Raw genomic sequence first — 13,415 nt, 5'->3', positions numbered from 1 at the left:
GCGCGGCGCGATCCGTGTGATGATCTTCCCTCGTCATCACCTCCGGCGACCCGCCGGAACGACATCACAGACAACTGGGGGGAACGTGCGAAGACTTCGCGTCCTCGTCCTGGCGCTCGCCGCCGTGCTGGGCCTGACGGTGTGGGCGGCGCCCGCCGGTTCGGCCGCCGGAACCGCCACCTACAAGGTGTGGCACTGGAACGTCGCGGGCGACGAGTCCAACTACAACTCCACCACCAACGGCCTGGTCGACGCCATCCTGGGCTCGGTCGACTACCGCGACCCCGACTTCATCTCCCTCAACGAGGTCTGCCCCGACCAGTACCGGGCCATCCTCAAGGGCCTCCAGGAGCGGGGCTGGCCGCAGAGCTCCACCAACTTCGCCCGGTTCGAACCCATGCCGGACGTCGACGCCGACCTCTGCAAGGACGACGCCACGGGCGACTCCGACCCGTACGGCGTCGCCGTGTTCAGCCGGTTCGCCCCCAGCGGCACCGACCGCATCACCCTGCCCTCCGACGGCGACAAGGCCCGCAAGCTGCTGTGCGTGTCCATCGCCTCCCAGCCCGGCGGCCTGCGTTTCTGCACCACGCACATCACCTTCAAGACGGCCGTCAAGCCGGCCCAGCTCGACGCGGTGCGCACCCAGCTCCAGCAGTGGACGGCGGCCGGCGGCACGGTCGTCACCGCCGGTGACTTCAACACCCAGCCCCACGACACCCTGCTCGACAGCTGGTACACGCCGGCCGTGGCGACCGCCGACAACGGCGGCAACACCGGCCAGTTCCACGAGCTGGACGACCAGGACGGCCTGTGCCCGGGCTGGGGCGAGGCGACCACCGAGGGCTCCCTGCTGGGCCGGTGCGACCAGCGCGCCAAGGTGGACCTCGTGTGGGCGGCGGCCTCCCGGCTGGTCTCCTACGACGAGGACGCCCACCCCATCGCCACCGACCGCTGCACCAACCGCAGCGGCCTGTACATCCCCTGCTCCAACCACCGCATCGTCGACGCCACCCTCACCGTCACCACCCCGTAGGGCTTCAGGCCCGCGCGGTCAGCCGGCAGGGCGAGTCGGCCGGCAGCCGCCCCGTGAAGTACGAGCGGGGCGGCACGCCCATCAGGGCGCGGAAGTCGGTCGTCATATGGGACTGGTCGTAGTAGCCGGTGGCGGCGGCCAGTTCGGCCCAGGGCGCGGTGGGGGCCCGGTCGACGACCGCGCGGACCCGGTCGATCCGGGCGTAGTGCTTGGGGGAGACGCCGACGCCCTCGGTGAACAGGTTGCGCAACTGCCGCTCGCTGACCGCCAGTTCCCGCGCCACGTTTCCCACCTGGCCGGGCGTCCGCCCCGCCCGCACGGACAGCGCCTCGACCCCGGCCCGCAGCAGCGCCGTACGCGACGGATCCGCCGCCTCGGCCATCAGCTCCGGCAGCACCTCGGCCGCCCGGGCCACGGTCTCCTCCGGGCCGGTCCAGCGCAGTTCCCGTGCCAGCCGGTGGGCCGCCCGCGTCGGCAGCGACTCCAGCCGCACCGCCCGCCCGACCAGCTCGGCGGCCGGTACGCCGAGCAGCGGGCGGACCGTGCCCGGCGCGAGCCGCAGCTCCACACACGAGACCCCGGACCTGCCCCGGTAGTACGCGGCACGCACCCGGGGGCCGACGGCCAGCACGTCCCGCTCCCCGCGCGGCCCCACCCGCACCACGAGCCGGGCCGCCGCGTCCGGCAGATGCACCAGCGCGTCCTCGGAGGCGTCGGGCAGGGACACCCGGCGGGCGCCCGACACCCAGGAGGCCAGCGGCTCGGGCACGGTCAGGAACTGGTCCACGGCGGCAAGCGTCACCCGTTCACTGTAGGCGGCCCGCCCGCCCCTCCCGGTCGTCCGGCCGTGCCGGAATCTCCAAGATCCCGGCGCCCGGCCGCGGGCAGCCTGGACCGCATGATTCTGGTGACGGGTGCCACGGGCACCACAGGCAGTGAAGTCGTACGGCAGCTCGCGGCGCGCGGCGAGAAGGTACGCGCCCTGACGCGGGACCCCGGGAAGGTCCCCGCGGCCCCCGGAGTGGAGGTCGTACGCGGCGACTACGGCGACCCCGCCTCCCTGCGCGCGGCGACGACCGGGGTGACGGCCGTGTTCCTGGTGCGTCCCCCCGGCCCCGACGAGGGGGAGGACGCGGCACTGGTCGCGGCGGCGCGGGAGGCGGGCGCGGAGCGGCTGGTGAAGCTGTCGGCGATCGCGACGGGGGAGCCCGCGCTCGGCCCCTCGGGGCAGTGGCACGTGCCCGGCGAGCGGGCGGTCCGGGAGAGCGGCATCGCGTGGACGGTCCTGAGGCCGTCGACGTTCGCCTCCAACAGCCTCACCTGGGCGCAGGCGATCGGGCAGGGCGATCCGGTGCCGAACTTCACCGGTGACGCGCCCTCCGGTGTGATCGACCCGCGGGACATCGCCGAGGTCGCCGTGCGGGCGCTGCTCGACGGGCGGCACGCGGGACGGACGTACACCCTGACCGGGCCGGAGACGATCGGCGTGCCGGAGCAGGCCGCGGTCCTCGCCGCGGTCCTCGGCCGCCCGGTGACCACGCGGGACCTCTCACCCGAGCAGACCCGTGACTTCCTGCGCACCGCCTGGGGCTTCGGCGAGGAGCAGGCCGAGGCCATGCTGACGGGCATGGCCTACGTCCGCGGCGGCGGCAACGACGTCGTCACCGGCGACGTCCGCGAGGTCCTCGGCCGGCCCGCCCGCACCTTCCGGGAGTGGGCCGAGGACCACCGCGAGGCCTTCGCCGCGGCACTCTAGAGGTCGAACAGGGCGGGGTCGGCGGCCAGTTGCTTGAAGCGCTCCGCCGGGTCCGCGACCAGACGGCGCTCCTTCAGGTCCAGCAGCCCGCCGACGCCCGTGACCTGCGCGGCGAGCGTGCCGTCCGTCTTGCGGATCTCCTGCCGGATGCGGAACGTCTTGCCGCCGCCCCACTCGAAGGCGCACGTCACATCGACCTCGTCACCGGCGAGCAGCTCCCGCAGATAGCGGATCGTGGTCTCCAGCGCCACCGGCCCCACCCCGGTCGCGATCAGCCCGGCCTGGGTGATGCCGGCGGCCTGGAGCAGCGACCAGCGGGCGTGCTCCGCGTAGTTGAGGTACACGCTCTGGTTCAGATGGCCCTGTGTGTCGGTCTCGTAGCCGCGCACGGTGACCCGGACGGAAAACGGCTCGCTCACGAATCTCCCCTTGTCGCCTCGCACTCGTGTGCCCTGACCGCCGATCTTGGCACGCTTCTCACGCCCGCCGCGGCGAGGCCAGCACATAGCGGACCCGGGTGCGGGGCTCGGTGTACTCCCCGGCCTGCCAGCCGGCCCGCTCCAGCGTCGCCGCCAGACCGGCCAGGGCCGCGGTGTCCTCGTCGTACACCGCGACCGCCTCGGGCTGCGGCGTCGCCCGCACCCGGTACCCGGCGCCCCGTGGGCCGGCCGGCGGATGCCCTGCCGCCTCCAGGGCGAGCGCCGCGGCCCGCACCAGATGCGCGCGCTCCCAGCCGCACGGCCGGTCCGTGCCCCCGCCCGGGTTCGTCATCCGGCGCAGCTCCAGCAGCCCCTGCCAGGCACTGCGCACCTCCCGCAGCCGCGCCGCGCCACCCGCCCCGGCCTGCGGGGAGTCCTCCTCGCCGCCGACGCGCGCCGCGAACACCCCGTCGGCGGACCGGGGTTCCGGCGCGGGGGGCTCCGGCTCCGCCTCCCGTATCCGGTGCCCGGCAGGCGTCAGGAAGTGGTCGTGCGGCGGGCGCGGATGCCGGAACGCCAGCCCCCGCTTCACCAGCGCCGCGAGCTGCGCCTCCGTACCCCGCAGCCGCCCCGTGACGGGATCGGCGGCCTCGATCACCCGCCGCTGCGCGGCGGTCGGCTGACGGGTCACAGCACGCTCCTTCCCGGCCCCGGCCCACCGCCCCGCGCGGTCCCGGCCCCCTGCTGCGCAGGTTACGCCGGGGGTCTGACATTCCAGGCGGCGATCACCGGCCGCCCGTGCTCGGTGCCCAGCCGGCACAGCGTCCCCGTCGCCAGTTGGAACAGCGCCCCGCCGCCCGCCGGCAGCCCCAGCCGCCGCGCGGTGAGCACCCGCAGGAAGTGCCCGTGGGCGACGAGCACCACACAGCCCTCGGTGTTGGCGAGCGCCGCGTCCACCTTCGCCAGCATCCGGTCGGCCCGGGCGCCGACCTGCTCCGGGCTCTCCCCGGGATGCTCCGGCGGGCCCGGCGCCACCCCGTCGCGGAAGAGGAACCAGTCCGGCCGCTCCCGCTGGATGTCGACGGTGGTGACGCCCTCGTAGCCGCCGTAGTCCCACTCCCGCAGATCCTCGTCGATCCGCACGTCGTGCAGCCCGATCAGCTCGGCCGTCTCCCGCGCCCGCTGCAAGGGGCTCACGAACGCGGCCCCGATCCGGTGCGAGCGGATCAGCGGCACCAGCCGCCGCGCCTCCTCGCGCCCGCGCTCGGTCAGCGGCACGTCTGTCGACCCGGTGTGCCGCCCGGACCGGGACCACTCGGTCTCGCCGTGCCGCACCAGAAACAGATCACCCACGCCTGCACCCTCCCGACTCTCTGCCTGCACGCTTTCACAACGTCCTCCGGGTCCGCAGGGCCGGGTGGGCCGTCCGTAGCAGAGGGGCCCTGCGGCGGCAAGTAACGAACAGCCGTGTCTGGGGCGCACCCCCGCCGACGGGCGACGGTGGCAGTCCACCCGCCGTGCTCCCGGCACGAGCGGCAACGACCGCCCCGGAAGGAGGCCCCCGTGCACCGCCGGCCCGCCGCCCTCGTCACCCGCCACCCCCGCTTCGTCCTGCTCGCCGCGCTGGGCTTCCTCGTCCTGACCGTGGTGTGCGGACCGGGCGCCGCCGCGCTGCGGACCCACGGGTACGACGATCCGGGCGCCGACTCCGCGGTGCCGGCGGAGATCACCGCCGCCCACCGGGGCGCCCCGACCGACCTGGTCGTCGTCGTACGGACCCCGCACGGCGTCGACGACCCGGCCGCGCGCCGCGCCGGCACCGGGCTGACCCGCCGGCTCGCCGCGCAGCGGCACGTCGGCGACGTCTCCTCCTACTGGACCGACGGCACGCCCTCCCTGCGCGGCCGGGACGGCCGTACGGCCCTGCTGCTCGCCCACCTGGACGGCGACGCCGAGGCACGCGGCCGGTACGCCGAGCGGATCCGCGCCGCCCTGACCACGGACCCGCGGGACGGGCTGGACGTCCGCGTGGGCGGCCCGGCCCTCGCCGACGCCGAGACCCGCCGGCTGGCCGCCGCCGACCTGCGGCGCGCCGAGGCCGTCGCCCTGCCGGTCACCGTCGCGCTGCTCGTATGGGTCCTCGGCAGCCTGGCCGCCGCGGCCCTGCCCCTGCTGGCCGGCGTCCTCGCGACCGCCACCGGCCTGCTCGCCCTCCACCTGCTCGGCGCTGTCACCGGCGTGTCCGTGTACGCGCCGCACCTCACCACCGTCCTCGGCATGGGCCTCGGCATCGCCTACGGGCTGCTCGTCGTCGCCCGCTTCCGCGAACACCTCACCGCCGGACACGCACCGCGCGAGGCCGCCCGGCGGACCGTGGCCACGGCGGGACGCACCGTCGTGTTCAGCGCCGCCACCCTGTGCGCGGCCCTCGCCGGACTGCTCGTCCTCCCGCCGTACGCGCTGCGCTCCCTCGCCTGCGCGGGCGTCGCCGCGGTCGTACCGGCCGCGGTGGCCGCGGTGACGCTGCTGCCCGCGCTGCTGACCCTGCTCGGCCGGCGGGTGAACGCCGGGCCGGTGCCGGGGCGGCGGGCTGCCCGCGCCGGGTCCGCCTCCCGGCGGTGGGAGAGCCTGGCCCGCGAGGCCGTACGGCGCCCTCTGCTCGCGGCGCTCCCCGCGCTGGGCCTGCTGGCGCTGCTCGCCGCGCCGGTCGCGCACGCCGCCTTCGCGCCCTCCGGCGACCGGGCGTTGCCCCCGGCCGCGGCCGCCCGGCAGGTGGGCGACCTGGTCCGCGACGGCTTCGACGGCAGGCCCGTCGACGCCCTCACCGTCTTCACCACCAGCCGCACACCCGAGACCGCCCTCGACTACGCGCCCCAGCTGTCCGTGCTGCCGGACGTCGCCGAGGTCGACGGCCCGTCCGGGGTGTGGCGTGACGGCACCCGCGTGGCGCCGCCCGGCCCGGCCGAGCCCGGGGCGCCCGCGATCCTCACCGTCGTCCCGTCCGCCGACCCGCGCTCCGACGCCACGCAGCGACTGGTCCGCGACATCCGCCGGGTCCCCACCCCGGAGGGCACCGACCTCCACGTCACCGGACCCGGCGCCGCCCTGGCGGATGCCCGGGACGCCCTCACGCAGAGGCTGCCGGTCGCGGGCGTGCTGATCGCCGGGACCACCTTCGTCCTGCTGTTCCTCTTCTCCGGCAGCGTCCTCGCGGCGCTCAGGGCGATCGTGCTCGGCGCCCTGAGCGTGGCCGCGGCCCTCGGCACCCTGGTGTGGGCCGTCCAGGACGGCCGGGCGCTCGGCCTGCTCCCCGACGCGTCCGGACCGCTCGACCCCGCCCTGCCGGTCCTGCTGTTCTGCGTCCTGTTCGGGCTCTCCGTGCACCACACGGTCTGCGCCCTCGCCCGGGTCCAGGACGCGCGGGACGCGGGACAGCCCGCCGCCGACGCGAGCGTCACCGGCGTCGCCCGCACGGGCGGCCTCGTCACCTCCGCCGGCCTGCTCCTCGCCGCCGGCCTGCTGGGCCTCGGCACCTCCCGAGTCGCCCCCGTCCAGCTCTTCGGGATCGGCGCCGGCCTCGGCGTCCTGCTCGACCTGGCCCTCGTGCGGGGCCTGCTCGTGCCGGCGCTGCGGCTCGGCGGGCGCGGCGCGCAGCGGCCGTCCGCCGCCGGGACCCCCGCGCCCACGGCCCTGCCGCCCCCGCCTCCACCACCACCGCCCCCACCCTGTCCTCCGCCCCCGCCCGTCCCCTGCCCCTCCCACGATTGAGACGACACGCCATGCACTCCACCGACCTCGCCCGCGACATCGCCGTCACCGGCATCGGCTGCCGCTTCCCCGGCGCCCCCGACCACCACGCCTACTGGCGGCTCCTCCTCGGCGCCGAGCGGCAGTTCACCTCCGTCCCCGGGGAACGCTGGGACCACCGCGCCTTCCACGCCCCCGGCGACCGGGCCGCCGCCGACGCCGCCTACACCGACCAGGTCGCCTTCCTCGACGGCGTCGACCGCTTCGCCGCCCTGCACTACGGGCTGCCGCCCCGGCGCGTGGAGGCGATGGACCCGCAGCACCGGCTGATGCTCGACGTCGCCCGCGAGGCGCTCGACGACGCGGGCCTCGGCCGGGGCGGCTTCGACCGGGAGAACACCGGCGTCTTCGTCGCCCTGTCCGTGTCCGACTACAAGGAGCTGATGACCGCCCGGATCCGCGCCCTCGGCCTGCTCGACCACGACGGCGGCCAGGGGACCGACACGGCCCTCACGCAGGCCCTGCGCGCGCACGTCGGCCGGCGGACCGGCGCGCTCAGCGCCTTCACCCTGCCCGGCAGCCTGCTCAACATGGCCCCCGCCGCGATCAGCCGCCACTTCGACCTCGGCGGGCCGAGCTTCGCCGTCGACGCCGCCTGCTCCGGCTCGCTCATCGCCCTCGACCAGGCCGTCCACCAGCTGCGCAGCGGTTCCTGCGCCGCGGCCGTCGTCGGCGGTGTGTACGTCAGCCTCACCCCGGACAGCCTCGTCGGCTTCTCCCGGCTGGGCGCGCTCTCCGCCGACGGCGTGTGCCGCCCGTTCGACGAGCGGGCCGACGGCTTCGTCCTCGGCGAGGGCGCCGGAGCCGTCGTCCTGCGCCCGCTGGCCGACGCGCTCGCCGCCGGCGACCGGATCTACGCCGTCGTCAAGGGCACCGGCGCCGCCAACGACGGCGCGAGCAGCGGCCCGCTCAGCCCCACCCCGGAGGGCCAGCTGCGGGCCATGCGCCGCGCCTACACCGACGCGGGCCTGCCGCCCGGCGCCGTCGGCTTCCTGGAGGCCCACGGCACCGGCACCACCGTCGGCGACCGCGTCGAGATAGAGGCGCTCCGGCGGCTGCGCGGCAAGGACGTCGCCCCCTGCTGGCTGTCCTCGGCCAAGGCCCTGATCGGGCACGGGCTGTCCGCCGCGGGCATCGCCGGCCTGATCAAGACCGCGCTGGTCGTGCACCACCGCACGGTCGTGCCGCAGCCGCGCACCGTCCCGCACCCGGAACTCGGCCTGGACGCCGCCGCGCTGCGCCTCGCCGGCACCGCCCGGCCCTGGCCGGACGGCGACACCCCGCGCCGCGCCGCCGTCAGCTCCTTCGGCTTCGGCGGGACCAACGTGCACGTCGTCCTCGAAGAGGCCCCCGCCCCGACGCCGCACCGCCCGCGCCCGCCCGCCCGCACCCGGCCCGCCGCCCGGCCCCAGCTCGCCCTCGTCACCGCGGGCAGCCCGGCCCTGCTGCGCGAGCACATCGACGACCTGCTCGGCACGCTGGAGCGCACGCCCGCCCCGTCGATGGCGGCGCTCGCCCACACCCTCGGCGGCCGCGCGCCGCTGCCCAGCAGGCTCGCCGTCGTGGCCGCCGACCCGGCCGCCTTCACCGACCGGCTGCGCCGGGCCCGCCGCCAGCTCGCCGACGGCGTCCGCGGCGACCTCGGCGACGACGCCTGGGCCGCCGACGCGCCCCTGCCGCCGCACGCCCGCCGCCTCGCCCTCGTCCACCCCGGCCAGGGCAGCCAGAAGCCCGGCATGCTGCGGGACCTGCACGAACGCTTCCCCGACTTCCGGCGCACCCTGGAGGTGCTGGGCGCCGCGGCCGGCCTGGACGTCACCGACCTGGTGTACGGCGCCCAGGACCCGGAGCGGCTCACCCCGACCGAGGTGTGCCAGCCCGTGCTCGGCACCCTGCAGATCGCCGCCACCCGCGTGCTGGCCCGCTGCGGGGTACGGCCCGACCTCCTCCTCGGGCACAGCGTCGGCGAGTTCGCCGCCGCGGCGACGGCCGGGTTCCTCGACGCGGAGGAGACCGTACGGCTGCTCGCCCGGCGGGGCGCGGTGCTCAGGTCCGCCGAGGCCGGGCCGCGCGGCGGGATGCTCGCCGTGCAGACCGACGAGGAGACCTGCCGGCGGCTGCTGGACGGCCTCGACGAGGTGTGGCCGGCCTGCTTCAACCAGCCCCGCCAGATCGTGGTCAGCGGCAGCCGCGAGGGCCTGGACGCGCTGCGCCGGGTGTGTGCCGAGGCGGGCGTCGCGACCCTGCCGCTGCAGGTGTCGAACGCCTTCCACTCGCCCCGGCTGGCCCCGGCCGACGAGGCGATGCGCGCCGACCTCGCCGGGCGGCCCCTCACCGCGCCCCGGCTGCCGTTCGTGTCGGCCGTGAGCGGCACGCCGTGCTCCGACCCGGAGGAGCTGCGCGCGCTGTGGGCCCGGCACGCGTCCGCGCCGGTCCGCTTCGGCGACGCCGTCCGCGCCGCCCACGAGGCCGGGGCGCGGATCTTCCTCCAGGTGACCGGCGGCGGCTCGCTGCTGACCTCCGTCCGCCGCAACCTCGCCGGGTACGACGGCGTCCACGTCGTCGCCCTCGACGGCACGGCACCGGACGACACCCGTGCCCTGCCCCGCGCCCTGGCCCGGCTGGCCGTCCTCGGCGTACCGGCCGACCCGCGCGCCCCGGTCGCGGAGTCCGACCGCCGCGTCCTCGACCTGCCGCCCGCCCGCCTCGACGCCCGCCCCTACTGGATCCGCCGCCCGGGCCCGGACGCCCCGGCCCTCCCCGCACCCCTGCCCGTGCCCGCCCCCGCCCCTCAGGAGACCCCCATGCAGGAACTGCTCGACCTCCTTCAGCAGCAGGTGACCGTCCTGCGGCGCCTCAGCGAGACCCTCCCCGGCGCCCGCACCGGCACCGACGCGGCCGTTGCCGAGACCGCCACCGACGCCGTACGGCCCCCCGCCACCGCCGTCGACCACGCGGTACCGCACCCGCCCCCGCCCCCGTCCGCGACGGTCGGCGATCCGGGCGGCGGTGCCGCACGCGTCGTACGCGAGGAGATAGCCCGCGTCAGCGCCTTCCCGGTGGACCATCTGCGCGGCGACCAGAGCCTCGTCGACGACCTCGGCTTCGACTCGCTGATGCTGACCGACCTGTTCACCTCGCTCAAGCGCCGGTGGCCGTCGCTCACCATCGACGAGCGGTGCGCCCGCCCGACCGTCGCCGGGGTCACCGCGCTGCTCCCGGCGGAGGCGGCAATCGACACCTACACCGACACCGGCACCGGCAGCGACGCCGACGACCGGGAGGCACCCGCGCCGCCCGCTCCGGAGCACGGGCGCATCGAGTCCTTCCCGGAGGTCGCCGCGCACCGCGAGCGCAAGGCCCTCCTCGACGAACTCCGCCTGCCCAACCCGTACCTGATGGTCCACGACAGCGGGCTGACGGACCGGACGGTCGTCGACGGCCGGGAGCTGGTCTCCTTCTCCGGCTTCAACTACCTCGGCCTGGCCACGCACCCGCGGGTGCGGACCGCCGCCCAGGAGGCCGTCGAGCGGTACGGCACCTCCGCCTCCGCCAGCCGGCTGCTGTCCGGGAGCCGGCCGCTCCACCTGGAGCTGGAGCGGGAACTCGCCCGCACCCTCGGCACCGAGGACGCGCTCACCCTGACCAGCGGACACGCCACCAACGTCACCGTGATCGGACACCTCGTCGGCCCCGGGGACCTGATCGTGCACGACGCGCTCGCCCACGACAGCATCCTCCAGGGCTGCCGCCTCTCCGGCGCGACCCGGCGCCCCTTCCCGCACAACGACGCCGCCGCCCTGGACACCCTCCTGGCCCGCGTCCGCCACCAGTACCGCAGGGTGCTGGTCGTCGCCGAGGGCGTGTACAGCATGGACGGCGACATCGCCGACCTGCCCGCACTCGTCGCCGTCAAGCGGCGGCACGGCGCGCTGCTGATGGTCGACGAGGCGCACAGCATCGGCGTGCTGGGGGAGAGCGGGGGCGGGGTCGGCGAACACTGCGGCGTCGACCGGGCCGACGTCGACCTGTGGATGGGCACGCTGTCCAAGGCGCTGGCGGGCTGCGGCGGTTACGCGGCCGCGAGCCACGCCGTCGTCGACTACCTGCGCTACACCGCGCCCGGCTTCGTCTACAGCGCGGGCATGACCCCCGCCGACGCGGCCGCCGCGCTGGCCTCGCTGCGGGTGCTGCGGGAGGAGCCGCAGCGGCTGGTACGGCTGCGGGAGAACGCGGCGCTGTTCCTGCGCCTCGCCCAGGAGGCCGGCGTCGACACCGGGGACAGCGACGGCACGCCGATCGTGCCGTGCATCGTCGGGGACTCGGCGCGGACGCTGCGGCTCGCCGAGGGGATGTTCCGGCAGGGCGTCAGCGTCAACCCCATCCTGCACCCGGCGGTCCCCGAGGAGCTGGCGCGGCTGCGGTTCTTCGTGACCGCCACGCACACCCCGGAGCAGATCCGATCCACGGTCGCGGCACTGCGGCGGGAGCTGCGGGCCCTCGCCGACACGGACCTGGAGCCCGCTGCGTGAGGGGCGGAGCCACGTACACCGGGGCCGTGTTCCCGTCGCTCGCGCCGGGCCGGGTGCACCGCTGGGGCGGTGCCGCCCTGGTGGTGGCCCGGCGTGCGGATCTCGACCGGTCCGCAGCCCGGTCCCCGCTGCTCACCCCGGCCGAGCGGCACGTCCTGGACGGGCTGCCCGCCCGGCGGCGGGCGGAGTGGGCGGCGGCCCGCGTCCTCGCCAAGGAGCTGGTGGCCCGGGTGACGGGGGAGCGGGCCGGCGACGTGGAGATCCTGCCCCGCGCCGACGGCAGCCCCCGGCTCTCCGTCCCCGGCCTGCGGATCTCCCTGAGCCACACGGCCGTGCACGTCGCCGCGGCGACCGCGCCGGGCCCGGTGGGCGTGGACGTGTGCGAGACGTCCTGCGCGCCCGCCGTGCTGCGGGCGGCCGACCACGTCCTGCACCCGGAGGAGCGCCGGATCGCCGGGACGGACCCCGAACGCCTCGCCGCCGCCTGGGCGTTGAAGGAGGCCGCTGTGAAGGCCGACCGCCGGGGGCTGTCCGGCGAGGCCCCGCGCCGCGTCCGCATCCTCGGCCTGGCCCCGCCCCTCCTCGACGGCGGCCGGCGCGCCCTGGTCCGCGCCACGGGCACGGCCGCCGTGGCGCTCGTCCTCGCGCCGCCTACTGCCGGTACCCGCTGAGGAACCGGCCGATCCGCCCGATCGCCGCCTCCAGGTCGTCGGCGTACGGCAGGGTGAGGATGCGGAAGTGGTCGGGGGTCGGCCAGTTGAAGCCGGTGCCCTGCACCACCTGGATCTTCTCCCGCAGCAGCAGGTCCAGGACGAACTTCTCGTCGTCGTGGATCCGGTGCACCTTGGGATCGAGCCGGGGGAAGGCGTACAGCGCGCCCTTCGGCTTCACGCAGCTCACGCCCGGGATCTCGTTCAGCTTCTCCCAGGCCGTGTTGCGCTGCTCGTACAGCCGGCCGCCCGGCCGGGTCAGCTCGCTGATGGACTGGCGTCCGCCGAGCGCGGCCTGGATGGCGTACTGGGCGGGCGCGTTGGCGCACAGGCGCATGGAGGCCAGCATGGTCAGGCCCTCCAGGTAGTCCTTGGCGTGCTGCTTCGGACCGGTCACCACCAGCCAGCCGGAGCGGAAGCCCGCCACCCGGTAGGTCTTGGACAGGCCGCAGAAGGTGAGGACGACCAGGTCGGGGGCGAGCGCGGCGGCCGAGTGGTGCACGGCGTCGTCGTAGAGGATCTGGTCGTAGATCTCGTCGGCGAACACCATCAGGCCGTGCCGGCGGGCCAGGTCGAGGATGCCCTCGACGACCTCCTTCGGGTAGACCGCGCCGGTCGGGTTGTTCGGGTTGATGATCACGACCGCCTTGGTCCGGTCGGTGATCTTCGAGGCCATGTCGGCGAGGTCCGGGTTCCAGTCCGCCTGCTCGTCGCACAGGTAGTGGACCGCCTTGCCGCCGGCGAGGGTCGTCACGGCCGTCCACAGGGGGAAGTCCGGGGCCGGGATCAGGATCTCGTCGCCGTCCTCCACCAGCGCCTGCACGGCCATCGAGACGAGTTCGGAGACGCCGTTGCCGAGGAAGACGTCGTCCACGCCGACCTCCAGGCCGAGCGTCTGGTAGCGCTGGGCGACCGCGCGGCGGGCGGAGAGGACACCGCGCGAGTCGGTGTAGCCGTGCGCCTGCGGCAGCATCCGGATCATGTCCTGGAGGATCTCCTCGGGCGCCTCGAAGCCGAAGGCCGCGGGGTTGCCGGTGTTGAGGCGCAGCACGCTGTGGCCCGCCTCCTCCAGCGCGTTGGCGTGCTCGATCACCGGGCCGCGGATCTCGTAACAGACCTCGCTGAGCTTGTTGGACTGCCGGAACTCCATGCGCC

At 76.1% G+C, this 13,415-nt stretch carries 10 protein-coding genes; 5 read left to right on the top strand and 5 right to left on the bottom strand.

Translation table 11 applies throughout. The features are described from left to right. Positions 1–85: 85 nt before the first annotated feature. Positions 86–1,036, top strand: coding sequence for an endonuclease/exonuclease/phosphatase family protein (locus tag IE308_RS06935; protein WP_190217005.1), 951 nt, complete (start codon positions 86–88; stop codon positions 1,034–1,036). A gap of 4 nt (positions 1,037–1,040) precedes the next feature. On the opposite strand, the gene IE308_RS06930 is transcribed toward IE308_RS06935, so the two are convergent. Next, on the bottom strand, positions 1,041–1,838 hold the full coding sequence (locus tag IE308_RS06930; RefSeq protein WP_229908722.1) for a helix-turn-helix domain-containing protein: 798 nt from the start codon (positions 1,836–1,838) through the stop codon (positions 1,041–1,043). Between the two features lie 96 nt (positions 1,839–1,934). Here IE308_RS06930 and IE308_RS06925 point away from each other — a divergent pair, with 96 nt between their 5' ends. Further along, positions 1,935–2,792, top strand: coding sequence for an NAD(P)H-binding protein (locus IE308_RS06925; protein WP_373314449.1), 858 nt, complete (start codon positions 1,935–1,937; stop codon positions 2,790–2,792). On the opposite strand, the gene IE308_RS06920 is transcribed toward IE308_RS06925, so the two are convergent. The 3 genes from IE308_RS06920 to IE308_RS06910 all read right to left on the bottom strand — a co-directional run bounded on the left by IE308_RS06920 (position 2,789) and on the right by IE308_RS06910 (position 4,564). Then, entirely contained in the window at positions 2,789–3,211 is a 423-nt protein-coding gene (locus IE308_RS06920) for an acyl-CoA thioesterase (protein ID WP_110632491.1), read from the bottom strand. The genes IE308_RS06925 and IE308_RS06920 overlap by 4 nt on opposite strands. A gap of 58 nt (positions 3,212–3,269) precedes the next feature. Beyond that, positions 3,270–3,902, bottom strand: a complete 633-nt coding sequence (locus tag IE308_RS06915; RefSeq protein ID WP_190217004.1) for a hypothetical protein — start codon at positions 3,900–3,902, stop codon at positions 3,270–3,272. 62 nt (positions 3,903–3,964) lie between these two features. Then, complete coding sequence (locus IE308_RS06910) at positions 3,965–4,564, bottom strand: histidine phosphatase family protein (protein ID WP_110632497.1); 600 nt, start codon at positions 4,562–4,564, stop codon at positions 3,965–3,967. A 210-nt stretch (positions 4,565–4,774) separates the two neighbouring features. On the opposite strand from IE308_RS06910, the gene IE308_RS06905 reads away from it, so the two are divergent. From IE308_RS06905 to IE308_RS06895, 3 genes are read left to right on the top strand one after another with little or no spacing between them, the layout of a single operon-like run. Next, positions 4,775–6,979: an MMPL family transporter gene (locus IE308_RS06905; RefSeq protein ID WP_190217003.1), complete on the top strand. Its 2,205-nt coding sequence runs from the start codon at positions 4,775–4,777 to the stop codon at positions 6,977–6,979. An 11-nt stretch (positions 6,980–6,990) separates the two neighbouring features. Next, entirely contained in the window at positions 6,991–11,550 is a 4,560-nt protein-coding gene (locus IE308_RS06900) for a type I polyketide synthase (protein ID WP_190217002.1), read from the top strand. After that, positions 11,547–12,221: a 4'-phosphopantetheinyl transferase superfamily protein gene (locus IE308_RS06895; protein WP_190217001.1), complete on the top strand. Its 675-nt coding sequence runs from the start codon at positions 11,547–11,549 to the stop codon at positions 12,219–12,221. The genes IE308_RS06900 and IE308_RS06895 overlap by 4 nt, the downstream gene beginning before the upstream one ends. On the opposite strand, the gene IE308_RS06890 is transcribed toward IE308_RS06895, so the two are convergent. Further along, complete coding sequence (locus tag IE308_RS06890) at positions 12,202–13,410, bottom strand: pyridoxal phosphate-dependent aminotransferase (protein ID WP_190217000.1); 1,209 nt, start codon at positions 13,408–13,410, stop codon at positions 12,202–12,204. The two genes, IE308_RS06895 and IE308_RS06890, sit on opposite strands and share 20 nt — an antisense overlap. Between the last annotated feature and the right edge of the window lie 5 nt (positions 13,411–13,415).

Source organism: Streptomyces griseosporeus, assembly GCF_014656055.1.
GTDB classification, from domain to species: domain Bacteria; phylum Actinomycetota; class Actinomycetes; order Streptomycetales; family Streptomycetaceae; genus Streptomyces; species Streptomyces griseosporeus.
This window is presented reverse-complemented; position numbering and strand designations above follow the sequence as displayed.